The sequence below is a fragment of the Croceicoccus sp. Ery5 genome (assembly GCF_020985325.1).
GTDB lineage: Bacteria > Pseudomonadota > Alphaproteobacteria > Sphingomonadales > Sphingomonadaceae > Croceicoccus.
On record NZ_CP087587.1, the window covers coordinates 2,923,064 to 2,944,373 of the forward strand.

Annotated in this window: 27 protein-coding genes; 6 read left to right on the forward strand and 21 right to left on the reverse strand. The window is 63.7% G+C overall.

All coding sequences use genetic code 11. The features are described 5' to 3' along the window. The first annotated feature begins 50 nt into the window (after nt 1-50). Nucleotides 51-1,475, forward strand: coding sequence for a protein adenylyltransferase SelO family protein (locus tag LOZ74_RS13915; protein WP_230291657.1), 1,425 nt, complete (start codon nt 51-53; stop codon nt 1,473-1,475). Here LOZ74_RS13915 and LOZ74_RS13920 read toward each other — a convergent pair. Then, a complete protein-coding gene (locus LOZ74_RS13920; protein WP_230291658.1) occupies nt 1,468-2,052 on the reverse strand; it encodes a hypothetical protein in 585 nt (194 codons plus the stop codon). The genes LOZ74_RS13915 and LOZ74_RS13920 overlap by 8 nt on opposite strands. Before the next feature lie 170 nt (nt 2,053-2,222). Between LOZ74_RS13920 and astD the strand changes: the two genes are divergently transcribed. Further along, complete coding sequence (gene astD / locus LOZ74_RS13925) at nt 2,223-3,632, forward strand: succinylglutamate-semialdehyde dehydrogenase (protein WP_230291659.1); 1,410 nt, start codon at nt 2,223-2,225, stop codon at nt 3,630-3,632. A 68-nt stretch (nt 3,633-3,700) separates the two neighbouring features. Here astD and LOZ74_RS13930 read toward each other — a convergent pair whose 3' ends face one another. Beyond that, nucleotides 3,701-4,147, reverse strand: a complete 447-nt coding sequence (locus tag LOZ74_RS13930) for a glycine zipper 2TM domain-containing protein (RefSeq protein WP_230291660.1) — start codon at nt 4,145-4,147, stop codon at nt 3,701-3,703. 198 nt (nt 4,148-4,345) lie between these two features. On the opposite strand from LOZ74_RS13930, the gene rarD reads away from it, so the two are divergent. Both rarD and LOZ74_RS13940 read left to right on the forward strand, forming a co-directional pair. Next, complete coding sequence (gene rarD / locus LOZ74_RS13935) at nt 4,346-5,269, forward strand: EamA family transporter RarD (protein WP_230291661.1); 924 nt, start codon at nt 4,346-4,348, stop codon at nt 5,267-5,269. A 93-nt stretch (nt 5,270-5,362) separates the two neighbouring features. Next, nucleotides 5,363-6,154, forward strand: a complete 792-nt coding sequence (locus LOZ74_RS13940) for a folate-binding protein YgfZ (RefSeq protein WP_230291662.1) — start codon at nt 5,363-5,365, stop codon at nt 6,152-6,154. On the opposite strand, the gene LOZ74_RS13945 is transcribed toward LOZ74_RS13940, so the two are convergent. The 4 genes from LOZ74_RS13945 to rplU all read right to left on the reverse strand — a co-directional run bounded on the left by LOZ74_RS13945 (nt 6,151) and on the right by rplU (nt 8,083). Further along, complete coding sequence (locus tag LOZ74_RS13945; RefSeq protein ID WP_230291663.1) at nt 6,151-6,735, reverse strand: helix-turn-helix domain-containing protein; 585 nt, start codon at nt 6,733-6,735, stop codon at nt 6,151-6,153. The two genes, LOZ74_RS13940 and LOZ74_RS13945, sit on opposite strands and share 4 nt — an antisense overlap. Nucleotides 6,736-6,847: 112 nt before the next feature. Then, complete coding sequence (locus tag LOZ74_RS13950; protein WP_230291664.1) at nt 6,848-7,192, reverse strand: hypothetical protein; 345 nt, start codon at nt 7,190-7,192, stop codon at nt 6,848-6,850. A gap of 301 nt (nt 7,193-7,493) precedes the next feature. Then, nucleotides 7,494-7,763, reverse strand: coding sequence for a 50S ribosomal protein L27 (rpmA, locus tag LOZ74_RS13955; protein WP_230280312.1), 270 nt, complete (start codon nt 7,761-7,763; stop codon nt 7,494-7,496). A gap of 23 nt (nt 7,764-7,786) precedes the next feature. Further along, nucleotides 7,787-8,083, reverse strand: coding sequence for a 50S ribosomal protein L21 (gene rplU / locus LOZ74_RS13960; RefSeq protein ID WP_230281937.1), 297 nt, complete (start codon nt 8,081-8,083; stop codon nt 7,787-7,789). 265 nt (nt 8,084-8,348) lie between these two features. On the opposite strand from rplU, the gene LOZ74_RS13965 reads away from it, so the two are divergent. Next, nucleotides 8,349-8,882, forward strand: coding sequence for a hypothetical protein (locus LOZ74_RS13965; protein ID WP_230291666.1), 534 nt, complete (start codon nt 8,349-8,351; stop codon nt 8,880-8,882). A 17-nt stretch (nt 8,883-8,899) separates the two neighbouring features. On the opposite strand, the gene LOZ74_RS13970 is transcribed toward LOZ74_RS13965, so the two are convergent. The 15 genes from LOZ74_RS13970 to coxB all read right to left on the reverse strand — a co-directional run bounded on the left by LOZ74_RS13970 (nt 8,900) and on the right by coxB (nt 20,353). Continuing rightward, nucleotides 8,900-9,358 (reverse strand): molybdenum cofactor biosynthesis protein MoaE, encoded by a 459-nt coding sequence (locus LOZ74_RS13970; RefSeq protein ID WP_230293900.1) that lies wholly within the window; start codon nt 9,356-9,358, stop codon nt 8,900-8,902. Nucleotides 9,359-9,368: 10 nt separating this feature from the next. After that, the gene (locus LOZ74_RS13975; protein WP_230280310.1) at nt 9,369-9,614 is read right to left on the reverse strand and encodes a MoaD/ThiS family protein; all 246 of its coding nucleotides are present in this window, start codon (nt 9,612-9,614) and stop codon (nt 9,369-9,371) included. A gap of 11 nt (nt 9,615-9,625) precedes the next feature. Further along, nucleotides 9,626-10,636, reverse strand: a complete 1,011-nt coding sequence (gene moaA / locus LOZ74_RS13980; protein ID WP_230291667.1) for a GTP 3',8-cyclase MoaA — start codon at nt 10,634-10,636, stop codon at nt 9,626-9,628. A gap of 40 nt (nt 10,637-10,676) precedes the next feature. After that, complete coding sequence (locus LOZ74_RS13985; protein WP_230291668.1) at nt 10,677-11,033, reverse strand: Rossmann fold domain-containing protein; 357 nt, start codon at nt 11,031-11,033, stop codon at nt 10,677-10,679. Then, nucleotides 11,030-11,401 carry a dihydroneopterin aldolase gene (locus LOZ74_RS13990; RefSeq protein WP_230291669.1) on the reverse strand — a complete coding sequence of 124 codons (372 nt, stop codon included), beginning with the start codon at nt 11,399-11,401 and terminating at the stop codon, nt 11,030-11,032. The genes LOZ74_RS13985 and LOZ74_RS13990 overlap by 4 nt, the downstream gene beginning before the upstream one ends. Nucleotides 11,402-11,411: 10 nt before the next feature. Next, nucleotides 11,412-12,311 (reverse strand): class I SAM-dependent methyltransferase, encoded by a 900-nt coding sequence (locus LOZ74_RS13995; protein ID WP_230291670.1) that lies wholly within the window; start codon nt 12,309-12,311, stop codon nt 11,412-11,414. A 7-nt stretch (nt 12,312-12,318) separates the two neighbouring features. After that, complete coding sequence (thrC, locus tag LOZ74_RS14000) at nt 12,319-13,725, reverse strand: threonine synthase (RefSeq protein WP_230291671.1); 1,407 nt, start codon at nt 13,723-13,725, stop codon at nt 12,319-12,321. A 57-nt stretch (nt 13,726-13,782) separates the two neighbouring features. Continuing rightward, on the reverse strand, nt 13,783-14,364 hold the full coding sequence (locus LOZ74_RS14005; RefSeq protein WP_230291672.1) for an SURF1 family protein: 582 nt from the start codon (nt 14,362-14,364) through the stop codon (nt 13,783-13,785). Then, on the reverse strand, nt 14,361-14,681 hold the full coding sequence (locus LOZ74_RS14010; protein ID WP_230293901.1) for a DUF983 domain-containing protein: 321 nt from the start codon (nt 14,679-14,681) through the stop codon (nt 14,361-14,363). Before LOZ74_RS14010 ends, LOZ74_RS14005 begins: the two co-directional genes overlap by 4 nt. 180 nt (nt 14,682-14,861) lie before the next feature. Then, nucleotides 14,862-15,683, reverse strand: coding sequence for a cytochrome c oxidase subunit 3 (locus LOZ74_RS14015; RefSeq protein ID WP_230291673.1), 822 nt, complete (start codon nt 15,681-15,683; stop codon nt 14,862-14,864). 157 nt (nt 15,684-15,840) lie between these two features. Further along, nucleotides 15,841-16,413: a cytochrome c oxidase assembly protein gene (locus LOZ74_RS14020; protein WP_230291674.1), complete on the reverse strand. Its 573-nt coding sequence runs from the start codon at nt 16,411-16,413 to the stop codon at nt 15,841-15,843. Between the two features lie 17 nt (nt 16,414-16,430). Continuing rightward, nucleotides 16,431-16,577 (reverse strand): hypothetical protein, encoded by a 147-nt coding sequence (locus tag LOZ74_RS14025; protein WP_230291675.1) that lies wholly within the window; start codon nt 16,575-16,577, stop codon nt 16,431-16,433. Continuing rightward, nucleotides 16,574-17,506, reverse strand: a complete 933-nt coding sequence (locus tag LOZ74_RS14030; RefSeq protein ID WP_230291676.1) for a heme o synthase — start codon at nt 17,504-17,506, stop codon at nt 16,574-16,576. The genes LOZ74_RS14025 and LOZ74_RS14030 overlap by 4 nt, the downstream gene beginning before the upstream one ends. A gap of 149 nt (nt 17,507-17,655) precedes the next feature. Further along, complete coding sequence (ctaD, locus tag LOZ74_RS14035) at nt 17,656-19,350, reverse strand: cytochrome c oxidase subunit I (RefSeq protein ID WP_230291677.1); 1,695 nt, start codon at nt 19,348-19,350, stop codon at nt 17,656-17,658. A gap of 28 nt (nt 19,351-19,378) precedes the next feature. Beyond that, entirely contained in the window at nt 19,379-20,353 is a 975-nt protein-coding gene (gene coxB / locus LOZ74_RS14040) for a cytochrome c oxidase subunit II (protein ID WP_230293902.1), read from the reverse strand. A gap of 360 nt (nt 20,354-20,713) precedes the next feature. On the opposite strand from coxB, the gene pyrE reads away from it, so the two are divergent. Continuing rightward, the gene (pyrE, locus tag LOZ74_RS14045) at nt 20,714-21,298 is read left to right on the forward strand and encodes an orotate phosphoribosyltransferase (RefSeq protein ID WP_230291678.1); all 585 of its coding nucleotides are present in this window, start codon (nt 20,714-20,716) and stop codon (nt 21,296-21,298) included. The last annotated feature ends 12 nt before the right edge of the window (nt 21,299-21,310 follow it).

A 21,310-nucleotide genomic window follows, 5' to 3' on the forward strand; every position in this document is an offset into this window, starting at 1 on the left:
ATCGGATGCCGCACCTTGCGCCGGACGCGGCCGCACCCCACTATCGCGGTATGAGCGGCATTCCGCAACCTTCCCCCTATCGTCCCGACCCTGCCATTACGGGGATTGCCGACTGGATCGCCGATTCGGTGCGCGCGGCCGTTTTTCCGCAGGCGATCACGCGTTTCCGCAACCGGCGCTGGGCCGAAGCGGTCGGGCTGGACGGGCTGGACGACGCGGGCTGGACCCGCCATTTCGCCTGTTTCGAGCCGCTGGACGGCAATCTGCCGCAACCTCTGGCGCTGCGCTATCACGGACACCAGTTCCGCAGCTATAACCCCGATATCGGCGACGGACGCGGTTTTCTGTTCGCGCAGATGCGCGATGGCGCGGGCCGGCTGCTCGATCTGGGCACGAAAGGGTCGGGGCAGACACCCTACTCTCGCTTTGGCGACGGCCGGTTGACGCTGAAAGGCGCGGTTCGCGAAGTGCTGGCGACCGAGCAGCTGGAAGCCCTGGGCGTCAATACCAGCAAGACATTCTCGGTCATCGAAACGGGCGAACAGCTCGACCGCAATGACGAGCCTTCGCCCACGCGCTCGGCGGTTCTGGTGCGGCTTAGCCACGGGCATATCCGCATCGGCAGCTTCCAGCGCCTGGCCGCATTGGAAGAGCATGATCATCTGGCAATGCTGACCGATTATGCGCTGGCGCAATATCCCGGCCCGCCTCCGCCCGAAGATGCGCCGGATCGCGACCTGCCGCCGGTTCGCCTGCTGCATCTGGTGGTCGAACGGCTGGCCGACATGGCCGCCGCCTATGCCAGCGCGGGCTTTGTCCATGGCGTGCTCAACACCGATAATATGAATATATCGGGCGAAAGTTTCGATTACGGCCCGTGGCGTTTCCTGCCGCGCTGGGACCCAGCGTTCACCGCCGCCTATTTCGACCACTCGGGCCTCTATTCGTTCGGACGTCAGGCCGAGGCGATCCACTGGAATTGCGCGCAGCTTGCCATCGCGCTGCGCCCGATTTGCGAAGCACCGCCGCTGGTCGCCGCGCTGGAGCGGTTTCCCGAGCTTTATACTGCCGCCGTGCGCCGCCGCTTCGGCTGGCGACTGGGGGTGGACGCGATCTGGACCGCGGCCCATCCCGACGATGCGGGAGCCATGGTCGAGGCAGCGGAGCGCGCCATGCGCGAAAGGGGAATGCAGCCCGACCGTTTCCTGTTCGCCGCGCGGCAGGGTTCTCTGTCGGGCACCGGCGTGGTGGAGGATTTTACACGCCTGCTGGCCGATGTGCCGCGTGTGACCGACACGCATGAATACTGGCAGGGCGACACCCCGCAATCGATGGTGATCGAAGAGATGGAAGCGGTCTGGTCGGGCATCGACCGCGGTGACGACTGGACGGGCTTCGATGCCGTCGTCGCCGCGCAGCGCCGCATGGGCAACGCACACGGTCCCGCCCCTATGCCGGCCGGACAGCCTATTTAGCGGGCTTTTCCTGTTCCGCCGGTTGCGGAACGGCAAAGGTGCGCGGCTCTACGCTGACGCCGAACAGCCGCCAGCGCCCGTTCTGCCACTGGAATGCCATATCGAATACCACCGCGCGCGGACGCAGCGGGAAATAGCCCTGCACCTGAAACACATCGGGGCGCAGCAATTGCGGCGGCGCGGTATAGCTGGGCGCGGTCAGCAGCGTGGTCGTCAGATCGATCCGGCTGGCGCGCAGCCCCGCGAATATCTGCGCCAGCCTTGCCGGATCATTGGCGATCTGGAACCCCGTGGCCGAACTGTCGCGCAGCACGGTGTAATTTCCGCTGTTATTGGCATTGTCGATCGTGACCATGGTGGACCAGATCAGCCGCGCCAGTTCCATCTCGCTGGGCACGGGTGCAGCGGCGGGCGGCGGCACAGTGGTCGCTTGCGGAGCCGGTGACGCCTGTTCCTGTGCCAGAACGGGCTGGGCAAGAGCGATGGATAGCCCCGCCGCGACCATGGCGGTCAGGCAAAGAGGCGCCGGGCGGATGGGCGAACGGGCGATAAGCGGCAAGTGGGCGAAATGCATCATGGCGACGGGTTCTAGCCTGCATCGCGCGCTTGGCAATGGGGACAAAGCACCCATATGAACGCTGCTGCGAAAACTTGTTTCGACCGAAACTACGCCGGTCTGGCCAGCGCGGCATCAATGGGTTAGAGCCTGCGCCGGACCTTCCCCGGCACGCATCCGACGGAGCCAACTTGACCACCGAACTGACCTCGATCGAACCCGCCAGTGGCGAGATTTTCTGGCACGGCGAACCGGGCGATCGCAATCTCATCCTCGATCGTTCGCGCACCGCGTTCCTTTCATGGTCGGCAGAGCCGATGTCGCGCCGGATCGAATTGCTGCAACGTTTCGCCAACCAGGTTCGCGCCGATGCCGACAGCCTTGCAAAGCTGATCGCGCGCGAAACCGGCAAGCCGCTGTGGGAAGCCGAAACCGAAGTGCAGGCGGTGATCGGCAAAGTCGATATCTCTATCGCCGCGCAGGCCGAACGTGCGGGCAATCGCGCCAGCGAAGGGGCGATGGGCGCGAAAAGCGCGCTGCGTCACAAGCCGCATGGCGTGATGGCCGTACTGGGCCCGTATAATTTCCCCGCCCATCTGCCCAATGGCCATATCGTTCCGGCCCTGCTGGCGGGCAATACGGTCGTGTTCAAGCCGTCGGAAAAGACACCGGCGGTGGGGGAACGGCTCGTCAGCTATTTCCAGGCAGCGGGCTTTCCCGAAAACGTGGTCCAACTGCTGCTGGGCGGACCGGAGGAAGGCCGCGCGCTGACAGCCGATCCACGCATCGACGGCGTCTTGTTCACCGGATCGTCGCATACCGGCGTCGCCATCCGCAAGGCGCTGGCCGAACGGCCGGGCGTCATCACCGCACTGGAAATGGGCGGCAACAACCCGTTAATCGTGTGGGATACGCCGCTGCTGCAGGATGCGGCGGCGACCATCGTGCAATCGGCCTTTACCACTGCGGGCCAGCGCTGCACCGCCGCACGACGCCTGATCGTGCGCGATACGATGTACGAACCGGTGATGGAGGCGCTGACCAAGCTGGTCGACCGCATCATCGTGGGCGCTCCGTTCGACCAGCCTGCCCCCTTCATGGGTCCGGTGATCGACAATGTCGCCGCCGATGTGGTCGAACGCGGCTTTAACGGCATCGTGTCGCGCGGGGGCCGGGTGATCCGTCCGGTCGAGCGTTTGAAGGAAGGCCTGCCCTTCCTCACCCCCGGCATCGTCGACGTGACCGATATGAACGGCAGGCGCGACGAGGAGCTGTTCGGCCCGCTGTTGCAGGTGATCCGCGTGTCGAATTTCAAGGCAGCGCTCGCCGAAGCGAACAACACCAATTACGGCTTGTCCGCATCGCTGCTGGGCGGCACGCCCGAACTGTACAACCGGTTCTGGCGCGAGATCAGGGCAGGCATCGTGAACTGGAACCGGCCGACCAATGGCGCATCGTCGAACGCGCCCTTCGGCGGGGTGGGCCTGTCGGGCAACCACCGGCCGGGCGCCTATTACGCGGTGGATTACTGCAACTATCCCGTCGCCTCGGCCGAGATTGACCAGCCGCGGGCGATGATCGGGGTCGGGCTTCACCAGTAAGTCGCCGGAACGGCCAAGGCCGCGCCCCGACAGTGCGGGACGCGGCCTCCTCTCAATCGGATTAACGATTAACGGCAGCGGGCATCGCTCTTGTCGATGGCGCGGCCCAGCAGGGCACCGCCCGCCGCACCAAGGATCGCACCCAGCGTCTTGTCCTTGGCGATCTCATGGCCGGCCAGGCCGCCCACCGCGCCGCCGATCAACAGGCCGGTCGTGCCGTTTTCCTTCTTGCAGTAATAGCGCCCGTCATTCCCGCGCCAGACGCGACTGTCGTGGCGCAGACGCTCGTCGCGGCGGTCATACCGGTCGTAACGGTCATAGCGGCCATACCGGTCGCGGTTCTTGTAACGACGGTCATGATTGGCGTTCAGATCGCTGACCGTCATAACCTGAGAGGTCTGCGCCTGCGGCGCCTCTACGGGAAAAGCCGCTGCCTGTGCCGCGGGGGCCGAAAGGGCCATGGCGGGAACGGCAGCCGCAAGGGCGATCGTGCGAAGCTTCAGAAACTGGGCCATTATCATTCTCCTTCAATTCCGGTCCGCGTCGGTTGGATGCCTCGGCGTTGTGAGTTCAGAATTAGGCTTGTGAAAATGAACACTCACAGAATGGCCCGTTTATTTTCAGAAAGAATGCCCCTTTTCTGAACGGCTTGTCGCAGATTGCAAACGTTTGGGCTTTGCATCGCGTCGGGCCCGCTCTAGGCGCGCGGAATCATGAGCAGCCCTTCGCCCGTTCCGACCACCGAGAGCCCTGCCCCGCGCGGCCTTCCCTTTGCCCTGGGCGCTTATACGCTGTGGGGTTTCCTGCCGCTCTATCTGGTGCTTTTGAATGCGGTGAACCCGTTTGCGCTCGTCGGCTGGCGGACGCTTTGGACCATTCCCGTCTGCGCCGTCGCCATCGCGCTGCGCGGCCAGATCGCCGAGGTGAAGGCCGCGCTGACCAATCCGCGCATTCTGGGCGTGCTGCTGCTGTCCAGCCTGCTGATCAGCAGCAACTGGATCGTCTATATCATCGCCGTGCAGCGCGGTGCATTCTATGCAGCCAGCCTCGGCTATTACATCAACCCACTGGTCAATGTGCTTCTGGGGACGATTTTCCTGAAAGAGCGGCTGACGCGCATGCAATGGCTGGCAGTCGGCGTGGCCGGTATCGGCGTTGCCATTCTGGCGGCAAAAGCGCTGGATACGCTGTATATCAGCCTGATGCTGGCGCTGACATTTGCCGCCTATGGCCTGCTGCGCAAGCGTGTGCCGGTGGGCGCATTGCCCGGGCTGACGGTGGAAGTGCTGATCCTTGCCGTGCCTGCCGTGATCGCCATCGCGCTGGCCCCCGCCGCGACCAATGGCATTGGCGGCGACCTGTGGGGGCATGGCCTGCTGTTCGGTGCGGGGCTGTGGACGGCGATCCCGCTGCTGCTGTTCGCAACGGCGGCGCGGCGGATGGATTACTCCACGCTTGGCTTCGTGCAGTTTCTGGCACCGACGATCGTGTTTCTGCTGGGACTGACGGTTCTGGGCGAAATGCTCGATCCCGTAAGGCTGGTGTGTTTCGTCATCATCTGGACGGCCATCGCCATTTTCTGCGCCGACCTGCTGCTGCGCACACGCGCCCGACGCCGCGCCCAGCCGCCTGTCTGACGGGAAATCACGCGCAAGCGCTTATCTTTGTGCGGGTCGTTCCTACATCGGCCAGATACGCATTGCGCCGGACCGGCAAAAGGACAGCAGCCCATGACCGATACGCCCTCTCGCCACGATGTCACCCGACTGAAGGATCGCGCGATCATCCGTCTGACGGGTGAAGGTGAGAGCGGGGGCACGGATGTCGTCGACTTCCTGCAAGGGCTGGTCACCAATGATGTCACCGCCCCCCTGCCCGTATGGGCTGCATTGCTATCGCCGCAGGGCAAGGTGCTGTTCGACTTTTTCGTCTGGCCCAGTGGCGAGGATTTGCTGATCGAATGCGAACGCGATCATGCGGACGAGCTGGTCCGAAAGCTTTCGCTGTATCGCTTGCGCCGCAAGATCGCGATTGCCGTGGACCCTGCGGTCGACGTGCACTGGAACAGCCATCGCGGCGATGGCGGGGCCGACGATCCGCGTCTTGCCGCACTGGGCCAGCGCTGGCTGTTACCGGCAGAGCAATCGGACGGCCCCGGCGCCGACGATGCCTATCGCGCGCATCGCCTGTCACTGGGCGTGACCGAAGGGCGCGGCGAACTGGGTTTCGACCAGACACTCTGGCTGGAATGCAATGCCGCCGAACTGCACGGCGTGAATTTCCGCAAGGGCTGTTACATCGGGCAGGAAAACACCGCCCGCATGAACTGGCGCCAGAAAGTGAACCGGCGCCTGCTGGTGCTGCCCATCGCGCAAAGCGACGAGGCGCGCCGCCGCGTCGCCTATGACGATCTGGGGGTGGCGGTCGACCATGTCCGCCTGGCCGATACCGATCCGGCACTCTGGCCCGGCTGGCTTGTTCTGGACAATGCGGAAGGCACTGAGACGCCCGCGAAGAGTTAAACGCTCTCTCCGCGAGGCAGCATGGCGATCAATTGCCGCGTGGCCAGATCGCGCGCCGATTCGCGCGGCAGGTCGAGCGACCCGGCCAGCGAATCGCCGATAATCGCATCGCCCAGCGCCTGCAGCACGATCACCATCGTCACCTCGCGCACGCGTTGCCAGTCTTCGCCCTCGGGTCCCAGTTCCTCGACCATAGCGTGGATCGTGTCGAAGATCGGGTCCAGCGTATCGCGATTGCCCGATACCATGGTCCAGCTGGCGAGCGCTCCGGCCCCTTCGCGTCCGAACGCATCGAAGATCAGGTCGACCAGCTCGCGCGCGCTGCCTTGCCCCGCCCGCCGCTTGGCGACCGCCTTGGCGATAGTCTCGCAAATCGACGTGGCAAGGAAACCCGCCAGCGCCTTTTGCAGGCCTGCCGCGCTGCCGAAATGGTGGAGAAGATTGGAATGGGTACGCCCGATCCGCGCTGCCACGGCCTTGAGCGTCAGCGATTGCGGACCCGATTCAATCAGCAGTTCGCGCGCCGCTTCCAGCGCAGCGCGCTGGCTGTCTTCCTGGCTAAGTCGTTTTCTTGTTGCCACCGGATTTCAATTGTTAAGACGCGACCCTTTCACGCTGATACACAAAATTATCAACGGTAACAATTAACTATGCTATAGTTGCGCTTGCGTTTTTCGCTTGCGCCCGTGCAGTTCACGCCGCCTGCAATTCCATTGCCGGAATATGGCGCGGGCCCGACGGGTCGGGCATTTGCGCCATCAGCGTGAACATCGCCTCCTCCACCTCATCAAACAGGCCAAGGTGACGGAACGCAGGGGCCAGCCAGATACGCGGCTGCCACCGACCGCCGCGCGCGACGAAACCGGCAGTTCCGGCAATGCGGTCCTGCCCAATCGACGGCATGGTCACGATCAGCCCGTGCGCCAGATCGTTGGGGCGCAGGGGATCGTTGGTGGCGGGAACGCCCGCACGGTCCAGATTGTCACGGTCTTCGGGCCATGCAGGCCGAAGGAAAAGATTGTCGCTACGGATAAACAAGGTTCCGCTCCCTAATGGCGCGGTCGAGCCACTAGGCCTGCCGCGTTTCAATATGGTGATACCGGCCATGAAAAATTGGCCGTGCTGTCCAGATGCCGTGTCCGGTTATGGGCGTTAACCATCTGTTTTTGATCGGGTTCCCTGAATGCGATGACCTGTGGCGGGCACCGAAGATGCCCCCGCCCACCCGCAAAACCGACGCGAAAAAGGGAGACTGGCCGCGTGGCCCTCTCCCTTCAAGCCGGTCTGTGCCGGCGGGGCCGTCCGTTTAAAGGGACGGCCTATCGCTAGGATCTATCCCTTACTCGGCGGCTTCCGCCAGCACGTCGACCGACACGAATTTACGGCCAAGCTTGCCATCGTGGAAGCGGACCTTGCCTTCGGTCAGGGCGAACAGCGTGTGGTCCTTGCCCATGCCGACGTTCACGCCGGGGTAAACCTTGGTCCCGCGCTGACGCACGATGATGTTGCCGCCGACCACGTCCTGGCCACCGAATTTCTTGACGCCAAGGCGACGGCCAACCGAATCGCGGCCGTTGCGCGAGGAGCCGCCTGCTTTTTTATGTGCCATGGTTGTGTGCTCCTACTTTGGGTTCAGCCGACCGACACGATGCGCAGCAGGGTCATCTGCTGGCGGTGTCCGTTGCGACGGCGATAGTTGTGGCGACGACGCTTTTTGAAAACGATCACCTTTTCCGACTTTGCCTGCGCGATGATCTCGGCCGAAACCTTGACCTTCGAGGCGTCCTTGAGGTCCGAGCCTTCACCTGCGAGCAGGATGTCGCCCAGTTCGATCTTGTCGCCGGCTTCACCCGCCAGCTTCTCGACCGCGATCTTGTCTCCTGCGGCAACGCGATACTGCTTGCCGCCCGTGCGCACGATTGCGAACATGTTCAAACCTGTCTGTTCTGCCGCGAAGCCACGACCCGACGTCAAAGCGCCGATGTTGTATCCGTGCCGATCTGCGGACGATTATTCCGGCCCAATGCAATTACAGCGCGCAAAAGCACGGGATGCCGGATTGAGCGGTGCCCGTTACTGGCAATGACTGCCGCTGTCAATTGGAAAGGGGCGTCCGGCGGGCCGTACCACCCGCCCTGCTTCCCCGCAGCCATTTGGCTGGCGGATCGCTTCCAAGCTGCTATCAGGCGCGGTGATGATTGCACAGCGCCTTTTCCTTGTCGCCATTCCCGCATCGCTGATCGTGTCGGCCTGCGCCAGCGATTCGCGCTATCCCTCGCTGGAAAGGCGCGATTTCGAACGGGTGGAGGGCAATGCCCCGCCTGCCGAACCCGATATCGCGACCCCCGCCGCGCCCGCGCCCCTTCCGACGGGTCTGAACGGCCGGATCGCCGAATTGCGCGAACAGGCCAGCGCCTCGCATGCTGTTTTCCTGCGCCGCGCCAGCGCCGCGCGGGCGCGCGCCAATGCCGCCAGAGGAGCGGCGCAGGGCAGCACGCGCTGGTCCGATGCCATCGTCGCGATCAGCGATGTCGAATCGGCACGCAGCGATACGATGTTTGCGCTGGCCGAGCTTGATTCGATGCTGGCCGTGGGCGCAGTGACCGCCGCCGATACGGGCGCGGCACAGGGCCTGCCCGAAATTGCCGCCGCGCGCGAGGAAGTGGCCGCGCTGGTCGCAGAGGAAGACGCCGCGTTGCAGGCGCTGACGGCGCCAATGGGCCAATGAAGCCAATGAGCGTCTGATCAGGCGATATGCGCCCAGCGCGACAGGTCTTCACGGTCCTGTTCGCGCGGCTCGACCCAGTGCCAGCCTTGCGACGTTTTCTCGCGCTTCCAGAACCAGCTTTCGGACTTCAGATGGTCCATCAGAAAGTCGCACGCCTCGAACGCATCGCGGCGGTGACGCGCGCCGCATGCGACCAGCACGATGGGATCGCCCGGCACCATCCGCCCCTCGCGGTGGATGACCAGCAGGCCGGTAAGGCGCCAGTGGCGTTCTGCCCGCATGGCCAGTTCCTCCATCCCCGACAGGGTCAGCGGCGCGTAATGGCGCAGTTCCAGCGCCTCTACCGCAGCGGCGCCCCCTTCGGCGCGGACCTTGCCAAGGAAGCTGACCACGCCGCCCGCATCCTGACGCGCGGTGAATTGCCGTAATTCAAACGCCGGATCGAAACCGGCATGGGCAAGGCGGACATCGCGGATCATGGCGCGCTCAACCGCCGCTGACGGGCGGCAGAAAGGCCAGCTCGTCGCCGCTTTTCGCACTCCATGCGCCCGCGCCCACCAGCGAGCCGTTGAGCGCGATACGCACATTCGCGGCGGATATCGCCACCGCAAGGCGCGGTTCGAGCCGTTCGGCAATCTCCGACAGGGTCAGCGGACGTTCGATGTCGAGCGACAATTCGGGCGCACCCGCCGCATCCTCGAGCTTGCCGAGAAACAGAAGCGTCAGCGACATAAGAACCGGACCTAGCCGCCGGTGACCGACATATGGCGGGCCAGTGCCGGTGCCTCACCCGCTTTGCGGATCGCGAAATGATGGCGTTCGGGCTTGATCGCCATCGCCGTATCCAGCGCCTGTGCCACTGCGCCGTCGGGATCGGCAGACCGCACGGCGGCGCGCAGGTCGACCTGCTCGCGCCCGCCAAGGCAGGCGTAAAGCTGGCCCGTCGCGGTCAACCGCACGCGATTGCAGCCGTCGCAGAAATTGCCTGTCAGCGGCGTGATAAAGCCCAGCCTGCCACCCGTTTCCGCCACATTGACATAGCGCGAAGGCCCGCCCGTGCGATGTCCGCTAGGGGTCAACGTCCAGCGCGCCTCCAGATCGCGGCGCACGGCATCCAGCGGCAGGTAATGGTCGATCCGTTCGCCATCGACCTCGCCCAGCGGCATTACCTCGATCAGGGTCATGTCATGGCCCTGCCCGTGCGCCCATTCGACCATGGCGGGGATATCCTGCTCGTTCACACCCTTCAACGCGACGGTGTTGAGCTTGATTTTCAGCCCCGCGTCGCGTGCGGCGGCGATCCCTTGCAGCACCGCGTCCAGCCGGTCGCGCCGGGCCAGACGTTCAAAAGTCGTGCGGTCCAGCGTGTCGAGCGAGACATTCACGCGCCGGACGCCCGCTGCCGCAAGATCGTCTGCGAAATCGGCCAGCTGCGTGCCATTGGTGGTCAGCGTCAGCTCTTCCAGACCATCCCCGATGCGACGTCCCAGGGCGCGCACCAGATCGATCATGTCGCGCCGCACCAGCGGCTCCCCCCCGGTCAGCCGGATCTTGGTGACGCCGCGGTCGATAAAGGCGAGCGCGATGCGATGCGCCTCTTCCAGCGTCAGCACCTCGGCGCGGGGCAGGAACGTCATGCGTTCGGGCATGCAATAGGTGCAGCGCAGATCGCAGCGATCCGTCAGCGACAGCCGCAGATAGGTGATATGGCGACCGAAGCCATCGACCAGAGGTTTGTGCTGACCAGTGCTCATCGCATGCATTGTGACAGAGCGATCGGGGCCCGCCAAGTGTTCAGAGCGGATCACCTGTTCCCGCAAGGAGCAATTGCCCCGTCACGCCTTCGTTCGCGTGCAGAAAGGCAATCGTCGACGCAATCGCGTCATCATCCGGCGTTGCGGATGCGGGGGCCACGCCGTTTACCCGCGCCGGAATCGCCGCGCGGGCCAGCGCGGCGACTGCCTCTTTCCGCCAGCGGTGCGGCTTTTCGGGCGCATATTCGAATTGCAGCACGATGGACCGGCAACCGCGACCCAGCAGTTCGACGGCGCGAGGCAGATGATGCTGGTGGAACACCGCCGCGGCGGCCAGCGGATCGGCACCGCCCAACTCGACCTGCAAAACCGCCTCGCCGTCCATCGCCGCCGTCACCTGCGATGACGCGTCAGCGTCATGCCGATCTTTTCGTCTTGCTCGGCAATGGCCAGCTTCACGATCTTGACCCGCACCCATTTCACCCGCGCATCCTGAACAAACAGGCTATCGCAGATGTGGTCGCCCACCGCCTCGATCAGCTTGAAATGGACGCCGGGGGGCAAAGCCTCTGTCGCGGCGAATTTCAGGTCCATGTAATTCTTGCTGGCGTCCAGCGGCGTGTCGGGCTCGAACCGCTCGGGCATTTCCAGCTCCACCGCGATCGAGATGCGCAAGGGTTGGGGCTTGCCGGTCTCTTCCGAGTAGATGCCGGTCAGCACGTCCACCACAAGATCATCGACTTCAAGGATCAGGGAATCGTTCACAGCATGATCCTCAATCATTGGCCCAGCGCGCGAAAATGGCGGTGGGCAGGATTCGGCGCGTTTCGCTGTCGGGGACAGCAGCCTCTCGCACGGCCAGTTCGCCATGTTCGATCCGGCCCGGCAGCGCGGCGAATTGTTCGTCCAGCAGCCCCGCCAGCGAAAGCGAGCTCATCCGCACGGCATAGGCAGTCAGGAACAGAAAGCGCGAATCGGCGTCGAGCAACTGGCGGCAATCGGCGATCAGCGGGGCAAGGCTTTCCTCGATCCGCCACGTCTCGTTCTTCGGTCCGCGCCCGAATTTCGGCGGGTCGAGGATAATGCCGTCATAGCGTTTTTCGCGCCGCACCTCTCGCGCGGCGAATTTGGCGGCATCGTCCACCAGCCAGCGGACCGGAGCATCGCCCATGCCGCTGGCATCGGCATTGTCGCGCGCCTGCGCCACCGATTTCTTGCTGGCATCGACATGCGCCACCGACCCGCGCCGCGCCAGCGACAGCGAACCCACGCCGGTATAGCCGAACAGGTTCAGCGTCTGCGGGTCGCTCTTCCCCTCCAGCATGCCGTCCATCCAGTCCCACACCGGCGCCATATCGGGAAAGAAGCCCAGATGGCGGAACGGTGTGCACTGGGCGGTGAAATTCACCTCGCGCCATGCCAGCGGCCAGCCATTTTCGGGGACGGGCTTTGTGAATTGCCAGCGCCCGCCGCCATCCTCGTCCGAACCGGGCACGAATTCGCCATGGGCGTCCCAATCGCCCAGCCGCGGCTTCCACATCGCCTGCGGCTCGGGCCGGATAAAGCGATAGGGGCCATATTGCTCGAATTTCCGCCCCTCGCCGCTATCGAGCAGGGCGTAATCCGCCCAGCCCTCGCCGACCAGCAATTGGGGAAGTTCGATCAGTTGCGCCATAGCGGTTTCAGGCAGGGCTTTCGGTGGCATTGGCCGCCACGAACTCGGCGACCGCTTCGTAAGTGCCCAGCAGATCGGTGCAGGCCTCTTCGCGATCCATCAGATCGGCAATGCGCGGCGGCAGCACAGGCGACACGCCAATGGCAGCCTCAACCGCGGGGGCGAATTTGGCGGCATCGGCAGTGGCCAGCGTTACAACCGGCACGCCGCGCGGCAGATCGGCCTCCAGCGCGGCGGACAAGCCGATTGCAGTATGCGGGTCGATCACCTTGCCGCAATTGTCATAGGCCCAGCGCATCGCGGCGCGCATCTGGTCCGCATCGGCGCGCGCGCTGGCAAACAGGCTCGCGGCCCCTTCGCGCTGCGCATTGGTCAGTTGCATGGCCTTCGACGCCTCGAACCCGCGCATCTGTTCGGCCAGCGCCGCCCCGTCGCGCCCGCCCGCATCGAACAGAAGCCGTTCGAAATTCGACGACACCTGAATGTCCATCGACGGCGCTTCCGTGGGCGTAACGCCATGCGCCGAATAGTCGCCGGTCGACAAAGCGCGGTGCAGAATGTCGTTCACATTGGTCGCGACGATCAGTTGCCCGACCGGCAGGCCCATGCGCGCGGCCACATGCCCGGCGAAGACGTCGCCGAAATTGCCCGTCGGCACACTGAAGGCGACCTTGCGATGCGGCGCGCCCAGCTGGATCGCGGCGGCAAAGTAATACACGACCTGCGCCATCAGCCGCGCCCAGTTGATCGAATTCACTGCCGTGATGCGGAAACGACCCGTCATCGCCGTGTCGGCGAACATGCGCTTCACCATGGCCTGCGCATCGTCGAAACTGGCGTTTTCCAGCGCGATATTATGCACATTGGGCGCGATCACGCTGGTCATCTGGCGGCGCTGAACTTCCGACACGCGGCCCTTGGGGTGCAACATGAAGATATCGATCTTCGCGCGCCCCGCCACCGCGTCGATCGCGGCGCTGCCGGTATCGCCGCTGGTCGCGCCGACGATGGTAAGATGCTGGTCGCTGTCCTTGAGGAATTCCTCGAACAACAGGCCAAGGAGTTGCAGCGCCACATCCTTGAACGCCAGGGTCGGCCCGTGAAACAGTTCGAGCAGCCAGTTCCGCTCGTCAAACTGGGTCAGCGGGGTCACGGCCTTGTGCGCGAAACGGCCATAGGCCTGCGTCGTCAGTTCCAGCAGGCGTTCGGGCGCGATGCAGGTGCCGACGAAGGGCTGCATGATTTTTGCGGCGAGCTCCGCATAGGGAAGCCCCGCCATCGCGGCAATGTCATCGGCCGAAAAGCGCGGCCATTCGCGCGGCACGTAAAGCCCGCCGTCGCTGGCAAGGCCCGCGAGCGTAACCGAACGGAAATCGAGCGGCGCTGCGCTGCCACGGGTGCTGATGTAATCCATGAGGCGCGCGGTTAGCCCCGCTGGCGCGTCAAGGCAAGACAGAGCGGGCCGGGGGCCCTATTGCCCCGATTTCCCGCGCATCCGCCGCAGCGCCAGAAAATAGATGACGAGCGCGGTGATCGCGAAAAAGAACCACTGAAACGCATAGGCCATATGGTTATCGGGCAGTTCGCGCGGATCGGGCGGGGCATTGGGGGCAAGCCCGGCCAGCGGCGGATCGGCGACCAGCCGTACGCCCTCGCCATAGCGAGTGATGCGGCCCGTGACATCTCCGCCAGCCCAGTCGACGGGCTGCGGGTTCTGCGTCCAGCCAAGTTGCACCGCAGCCTCGTTCCCTTCGTCCGTGCGGCAGCGGGCAATCTGGACCCAGCCCGAAGCATTATCGGCATTGCGGCCCGCAATGGCGTCGCGGCCCGTGACTTCTGCACAGGTGAAGGCGGAGCGGCGGTAATAGGCCGGTTCGAATTGGTCGGGCGACAACGGCCATGCGACGGGCGTATCATCCTGCGCTGCAGCGGCATAGCGGGACAGAAGTGCGTGCTTCCACTGGGCGCGCTGGATCTGCCACACGCCAAGGCCGATCATCACGGCAACGGCACCAAGCACCAGAATGGTCGGAATAAGCGGCAGGCGTTTCATCGATCGTCCGGATCGCGCCCGCCCGCTTCACGCGCATCGCGGTGGTATTCCACGATCAGCAGCAACCCCTTGGCCACGCGCAATCCACCCATCACCATGATCGCCGTCAGCGGCACCCACAGGATCACATGCACCCAGAACGGCGGATTGACCGCCAGATCGAGCCAGATCGCCAGACCCGTGATGATGGTGCCGATAATCAGCGTCAGAAAAGCGGCCGGACCATCGCCCACATTGAACCGTGCATAGTCCAGCCCGCAGGAACCGCATTTCGCGGCAAAGCGGACCCATCCGGCCGGCAGTCCGCCTTCGAACATGGTGGTTGCGCCGCAACGCGGGCATTCCCCGCGCACCGCACTGCGCAATGCGGCACCGACATCGGGGCCTTCGCCGCGATCGGAACTGGTACCGTCTGCGGGCACGCCGCTGTCGGGGGACGCATCTTCGCCCCCCTTCTGGTCAAGGCCGGTCAATGTCCGGACCCCGCCATCAGCCTATCAATGGATCGGCGCACCCCAACCGCCCCAGATATAGACGGCGATGAAGAGGAACAGCCACACCACGTCGACGAAGTGCCAGTACCACGCTGCCGCTTCGAAACCGAAGTGCTGGCGGGGCGTGAAGTCACCCTTATAGGCGCGGATCAGGCAGACGATCAGCATGATGGTGCCGACGATCACGTGGAAGCCGTGGAAGCCCGTTGCCATGTAGAACACCGAGCCATAGGTATTCTCACCGAACGGGAACGGCGCGTGCATATATTCATAGGCCTGAATGGCGCTGAACAGCACGCCCAGAATGACGGTGAGCCACAGCCCCTGCTTCAGCCCTTCGCGGTCGCCGTGGATCAGCGAGTGGTGCGCCCAGGTCACCGTGGTGCCCGAACACAGCAGGATCAGCGTGTTCAGCAGCGGCAGATCGAACGGATCCATCACGGCGTGGATATCTTCGGGCGGCCAGACGCCCCCGACCGATTCGGCCAGAGTGCTGGGGAACAGCGAGAAGTCGAAAAAGGCCCAGAACCAGCCGACGAAGAACATCACTTCCGAAGCGATGAACAGGATCATGCCATAGCGCTGGTGCAACTGCACCACCGGCGTGTGGTCGCCTGCATGTGCTTCCTTGATGATATTGCCGAACCAGCTGAACATCGAGATCAGCAGGCCAATGACGCCCGCGATCAACAGATAGGTGCCGAACGGATAGTCGTGCATGAACAGCGCGAGACCCGTGGTCATCACCAGCGCCGAAAGCGAGGTGAGAAACGGCCAGGGATCGGTCGGCAGAATGTGATAATCGTGGTTCTTGGTGCCGGCCATTGTCGCGTGTCTTCCCTTACTGATCGCGTAAGAGGGCGGTTGCGCCCCCTAGCAAAACCCAAACCTTTGCGCCGCGCTTTAGCCAGCAGACCCCGTATGGTCCAGAGGCTTTACGCCGCTAATCCCGATAAGCCTTCTTCCCCGCGTGCGACAGCCCTTACAGCCGGTCGCTCTCATAGAAGCTGTAGCTCAGCGTAATCTGCTGGATATCCTTTGTATCGGGATCTTCCAGAATTGCCGGATCGACGTAATAGATGACGGGCATCTCGACGTCCTCTCCGGGCTTCAACGTCTGCTCGGTAAAGCAGAAGCATTCGATCTTGTTAAAATATTTGCCCGCCTGAACGGGGCTGACATTGAATACGGCGGTGCCGGTAATCTCGCGCGCGGAATTATTCCGCGCCTCGTATTTCGCCAGTGCCTTTTCGCCGATCATCACATTGCTGGTCGTCTGCATCGGATGGAACGACCATGGCAGACCGGTCGCGACATTGCCGTCAAAGCGCACCGAAATGCGGTTGCCCGTCGCCTTGACTTCCGATGCCTGTGCCGCGCTGGCGCGCTGGGTAGTGCCGTCGATGCCGGTAACCTGACAGAAAATGCGATACAGCGGCACCGCCGCATAGCCCAGCCCGAGCATGCCCAGCGCGACGCCCAGAAAGATCAGCCCTGTACGCGTATTACGCGTGCTTTGCGTCTTTTCGGGTACGGATGCGATTGTCTGGGCCATGATCAGCTCGCCTGGATTCAGCTGGTGGGGAAACGAACGATGGTGAGCATGAAGAACAGCACCACCAACCCGCCAAGGAACAGGCCAAGCGCGATGTTCCGGCTCTTTTGACGGGCGCGGATCTGGCGGGTCACCCTTTCGGCGTCGCTCTCGTTATCGGTCATGCGATCACTCCTGCATTGGCCAGAAGCCGGTCCGCCACCAATGCGCCGAACAGCGCGAAGAGATAGAGCACCGAAAAGGCGAACAGCCGCTTTTCGGGCTTCATCGCATCATCGGGCTGTGCGCGGCGAAGGCCGACCGGAATCGACAGCGCGAAAAACAGGGCCGACAGCCCAGCCGCGCTGATGGCATAGACGATCCCTGCCCCGTCCACGAACCATGGCGCCAAAGCGACGGGTGCCAAAGCGATCGCATAGGCAAGAATCTGCCGGCGGGTCGAAACCTCGCCCGCGACGACCGGCATCATCGGAATGCCGACCCGCGCGTAATCGGTCTTTACGAACAGGGCCAGCGCCCAGAAATGCGGCGGAGTCCACATGAAGATGATCGCAAACAGCAGCACCGGCATCAGCGTGATATCGCCCGTCACCGCGACCCAGCCGATCAGCGGCGGAAACGCGCCCGCGCCGCCGCCAACGACGATGTTCTGCGGCGTACGCGGCTTGAGCCACATCGTATAGACGACCGCGTAATAGACGATCGACACCGCCAGCAGCGCCGCCGCCAGCCAGCCGACGCCCAGCCCCATGACAACGACCGATCCGGCCGACAGCGCAACAGCAAAATCGCGGGCGTTTTCGCGGTCCATCCTCCCTGCGGGAATCGGGCGGGACGCGGTGCGTTTCATGCCCGCGTCGATATCCGCTTCGTACCATTGGTTGATCGCAGCCGCCCCGCCCGCGCCCAGCGCGATGCAAAGGATGGCAGTGAAACCGATGACCGGATGGATGCTGCCCGGAGCCGCCAGAAGGCCGCACAGTCCGGTGAACACCACCAGCGACATCACGCGCGGCTTGGTCAGCGCGACGAAATCGCGCCAGTCCGCAGGCAGAGCCACGCCCTGCTGCATATTGTCATCGGCTTGGATCATGCTTGCCATGATAGTCCAGAATTCCGTTCAAGCGAATGGAGGGCGGAAAAACCGGCAAGGGGACGTCGCGGAGCCGCAGCACCTTCGACGCCCCCCTGATATTCTTGCCCTTCGCACAAGGCTTCGGGCATTTGCCGTCAGGCGGGCGCTTAGTGCGCGGCGCCTGCCTTGTCGTCGATCACCGGCAGGGTTTCGAACTGGTGGAACGGCGGCGGCGAGGACAAAGTCCACTCCAGCGTGGTCGCACCTTCGCCCCAATAGTTACCTTCGGCCTTCTTGCGCACGATGATGGCGTACAGGATGTTGGCGAAGAAGATCACGATGCTGATCGCCATGATCTCGTAACCCTTGGTCGCGACCCAGTTCCACAGCTCGAACGCCGGGGTATAGTCGGGATAGCGGCGCGGCATGCCGTTCATGCCCAGGAAGTGCATCGGGAAGAACAGCGTGTTCACGCCCACGAAGAAGACGATGAACTGCAGCTTCGACAGAAGCTCGGAGTGCCATACGCCGAACATCTTCGGGAACCAGTAATACCAGCCCGCGAACATCGCCGTCACCGCGCCCAGCGAAAGCACGTAGTGGAAGTGTGCCACCACGTAATAGCTGTCGTGCAGATTGTCGTCGATGCCGCCATTGGCCAGCACCACACCCGTCACACCGCCGACGGTGAACAGGAAGATGAAGCCCAGCGCCCACCACATCGGCGAGGTGAAGCGCAGCGAACCGCCCCACATCGTCGCGATCCACGAGAAGATCTTCACGCCGGTCGGCACCGCGATCACCATGGTGGCGGCCGTGAAATACATCTTTTCGTTCACCGACAGGCCGACCGTGTACATGTGGTGCGCCCACACGATGAAGCCGACGACGCCAATGGCGACCATGGCATAGGCCATGCCGAGATAGCCGAACACCGGTTTGCGGCTGAAGGTCGAGATGATCTGCGAGATGATGCCGAAGCCCGGCAGGATCATGATGTACACTTCGGGGTGGCCGAAGAACCAGAACAGGTGCTGGTACAGAATCGGGTCACCGCCACCCTGCGGGGTGAAGAAGGTGGTGTTGAAGTTACGGTCGGTCAGCAGCATCGTGATGGCGGCAGCGAGCACCGGAAGGGCGAGCAGCAGCAGGAATGCCGTGACCAGCACCGACCAAACGAACAGCGGCATCTTGTGCAGGGTCATACCCGGCGCGCGCATGTTGAAGATGGTGGTGATGAAGTTGATGGCGCCCATGATCGAGCCCGCACCCGCAAGGTGGAGCGCGAAAATGCCGAAGTCCACCGCAGGCCCCGGCGAACCGGTGGTCGACAGCGGGGCATAGACGGTCCAGCCGGTGCCCGCACCCATGCCGGTGCCACCGGGCATGAACGCGCTCATCATCAGGGAGCAGAAGCCCATGAAGGTCAGCCAGAAGCTGATATTGTTCATGCGCGGGAACGCCATGTCGGGCGCGCCGATCATGATCGGCACGAACCAGTTGGCGAAACCGCCGATCATGGCGGGCATGACCACGAAGAACACCATGATCAGGCCGTGCGCCGTGATCAGCACGTTCCACAGATGCAGCGATCCGTCGAAATCGCCGGCGGTACCGCCCAGGAATTCGTGAACCGCACCCAGATACTGGATGCCGGGTTCTGCCAGTTCCATACGCATGATGCCCGAAATGCCGCCGCCGATGATGGCCGCGCAGATCGAGAAGATCAGGTAGAGAGTGCCGATATCCTTGTGGTTCGTCGACATGAACCAGCGCTGGAAGAACGGCGGCTTGTGATCCGCATCATGCGCGTGATGCGCATCCTCGTGGACCGGAAAGCTTTCAGGGGCGGTGGTGGCCATGGTGTCGGTACCCTATCCGTAAAATCTGTCAGGCGGCGGCGGGGGCGGCTTCGCCCTCGCCCTCGGGCGCTTCTTCAGCACCCTCGACTGCCGCATCCTCGGCAGCAGGAGCCGCCTCTGCCTCTTCGCCCAGCGTGCCGCCCGGCTGTTCAAGAACCCATTGTTCGAACTTGTCCTTGGGCAGCGCCTCGACCGCGATGGGCATATAGCCGTGACGCGCGCCGCACAGTTCCATGCACTGGCCGTAGTAAACGCCCGGTTCCTTGATGAACATCACCTTCTCGTTCAGGCGGCCCGGCACGGCGTCCAGCTTGAACCAGAGCGAGGGAACCGCGAACGAGTGGATCACGTCGGCGCCGATGGTCTGGATGCGGATCGGAACGCCCGCAGGAACGACCATGCGCTTGTCCACCGCAAGATGCGAAGGCTCGCCATTGGCGATCGCCTCTTCCTCGGGCAGCATGTTCGAGATCACCTCGAAACCGCCGTAATCGGGATAGGTATAACCCCAATACCACTGGTAACCGGTGACCTTTACGGTCAGCGCACCCTCTGGCGCGGTTTCGTACTGGTTGGCCAGCAAACGCATCGACGGGACCGCGATCGCCAGCAGGACCAGCACGGGCAACAGCGTCCAGATCACTTCGATCAGCGTGTTGTGGCTGGTGCGCGAGGGATTGGGATTCGCCTTGGCGCGATAGCGGGCGACGACCCAGATAAGCAGGAACAGCACCAGCAGCGAAATGATGGTGATGATCGGCATCAGCACCGCATTGTGCATCCATTCGCCGTAATCGCCGATGGGCGAATACTGGTCCTGGAACCCGATGGCGCCCGGGGTGGGCATGCCCTTGCCCTCGGTCGGCTTCATCGGAACATAGCCTGTCGCGGCTTCCACCACGGGGGCTGCGGTTTCGGCGGCGGCGGCCATCGCGGTGCCCGCAGATGCCATCAACGCGGCGCCCGCCAAGGTGACGAATTCGGCTGCGCGGCGGATTCCCATCACTGTCAAGATCGCTTTCCCTGATCCCGTTTTCCACCCGCTGACAAGGCATTCGATGCCCCTGCCAGACGGCGGATAGACTGAACTGAAGCGCGGAACATGCCCCACGCAAATGGCGCAGAAACGCACCATCGACCACGCCCGAGGGGGCGCGGCTTGGGGGGCCTATACGCGCGCTTGCGGGCTGCCTCAAGCACCTCTAGGGGATATTTTTGATAAAGCTTGCAATCCGCAGCCTGTTCGCCATCTGGCGACCACCCGTTTCGCACCCGTCGCAGGCGCCTTTTTTCCGTCCCTGTATGATAGGGCGGGTTCACCGGACGCCCGCGCCCACCGGCTGCGGCAATTGGACGAGGAAAGATGAACGAAGACGAAGTCCTGTCGGAATTCCGCGCTGCCGGCGCCCTGCTCGAGGGGCATTTCCTGCTCTCTTCGGGCCGCCACAGTGCCCATTATCTGCAATGCGCGCGCGTTTTGATGAACCCCGACCGCGCCGGACGGCTGGCGGTGGCGTTGGCCGCCGCCCTGCCCCGCGACCTGCGCGGCAAGATCGACAAGGTCGTTTCGCCGGCGATGGGCGGCATCATCATCGGCCATGAAATGGGCCGCGCGCTGCAGGTGGACGCTATTTTCGTCGAACGGCCCACCGGCACCTTTGAACTGCGCCGGGGATTCGACATCCAGCCGGGCGAGAAAATCCTGATGGTCGAGGATGTCGTCACCACCGGCCTTTCCAGCCGCGAGGCGATCAGGGCTGTCGAGGAAGCGGGCGGCAAGGTCGTGGGCATTTGCTCGCTGGTCGACCGTTCGGGGGGCGAGGTGGAATTCGACATTCCCTATCACGCGCTCGTCTCGCTCTCTTTCCCGACCTATGCCGAGGACGAGGTTCCTGCCGAGCTGGCCGCGATTCCCGCCGAAAAGCCCGGCAGCCGCAAAAAGCCCTGATCAGGAGACGGC

Bases quoted from the DNA above. Each gene is read 5' to 3' on its own strand.
- LOZ74_RS13965 (WP_230291666.1), top strand. From the start codon at position 8,349: ATGATTGCACAGCGCCTTTTCCTTGTCGCCATTCCCGCATCGCTGATC.
- pyrE (WP_230291678.1), top strand. From the start codon at position 20,714: ATGAACGAAGACGAAGTCCTGTCGGAATTCCGCGCTGCCGGCGCCCTG.
- LOZ74_RS14025 (WP_230291675.1), bottom strand. From the start codon at position 16,577: ATGACCGATAACGAGAGCGACGCCGAAAGGGTGACCCGCCAGATCCGC.
- LOZ74_RS13930 (WP_230291660.1), bottom strand. From the start codon at position 4,147: ATGGCCCAGTTTCTGAAGCTTCGCACGATCGCCCTTGCGGCTGCCGTT.
- LOZ74_RS13915 (WP_230291657.1), top strand. From the start codon at position 51: ATGAGCGGCATTCCGCAACCTTCCCCCTATCGTCCCGACCCTGCCATT.
- moaA (WP_230291667.1), bottom strand. From the start codon at position 10,636: ATGAGCACTGGTCAGCACAAACCTCTGGTCGATGGCTTCGGTCGCCAT.
- LOZ74_RS14005 (WP_230291672.1), bottom strand. From the start codon at position 14,364: ATGAAACGCCTGCCGCTTATTCCGACCATTCTGGTGCTTGGTGCCGTT.
- LOZ74_RS13920 (WP_230291658.1), bottom strand. From the start codon at position 2,052: ATGATGCATTTCGCCCACTTGCCGCTTATCGCCCGTTCGCCCATCCGC.
- rarD (WP_230291661.1), top strand. From the start codon at position 4,346: ATGAGCAGCCCTTCGCCCGTTCCGACCACCGAGAGCCCTGCCCCGCGC.
- ctaD (WP_230291677.1), bottom strand. From the start codon at position 19,350: ATGGCCACCACCGCCCCTGAAAGCTTTCCGGTCCACGAGGATGCGCAT.
- rplU (WP_230281937.1), bottom strand. From the start codon at position 8,083: ATGTTCGCAATCGTGCGCACGGGCGGCAAGCAGTATCGCGTTGCCGCA.
- LOZ74_RS14015 (WP_230291673.1), bottom strand. From the start codon at position 15,683: ATGGCCGGCACCAAGAACCACGATTATCACATTCTGCCGACCGATCCC.
- LOZ74_RS14010 (WP_230293901.1), bottom strand. From the start codon at position 14,681: ATGTTCGAAGGCGGACTGCCGGCCGGATGGGTCCGCTTTGCCGCGAAA.
- thrC (WP_230291671.1), bottom strand. From the start codon at position 13,725: ATGGATTACATCAGCACCCGTGGCAGCGCAGCGCCGCTCGATTTCCGT.
- LOZ74_RS14030 (WP_230291676.1), bottom strand. From the start codon at position 17,506: ATGATCCAAGCCGATGACAATATGCAGCAGGGCGTGGCTCTGCCTGCG.
- LOZ74_RS13975 (WP_230280310.1), bottom strand. From the start codon at position 9,614: ATGTCGCTGACGCTTCTGTTTCTCGGCAAGCTCGAGGATGCGGCGGGT.
- rpmA (WP_230280312.1), bottom strand. From the start codon at position 7,763: ATGGCACATAAAAAAGCAGGCGGCTCCTCGCGCAACGGCCGCGATTCG.
- LOZ74_RS13940 (WP_230291662.1), top strand. From the start codon at position 5,363: ATGACCGATACGCCCTCTCGCCACGATGTCACCCGACTGAAGGATCGC.
- LOZ74_RS13995 (WP_230291670.1), bottom strand. From the start codon at position 12,311: ATGGCGCAACTGATCGAACTTCCCCAATTGCTGGTCGGCGAGGGCTGG.
- coxB (WP_230293902.1), bottom strand. From the start codon at position 20,353: ATGGGAATCCGCCGCGCAGCCGAATTCGTCACCTTGGCGGGCGCCGCG.
- LOZ74_RS14020 (WP_230291674.1), bottom strand. From the start codon at position 16,413: ATGGCCCAGACAATCGCATCCGTACCCGAAAAGACGCAAAGCACGCGT.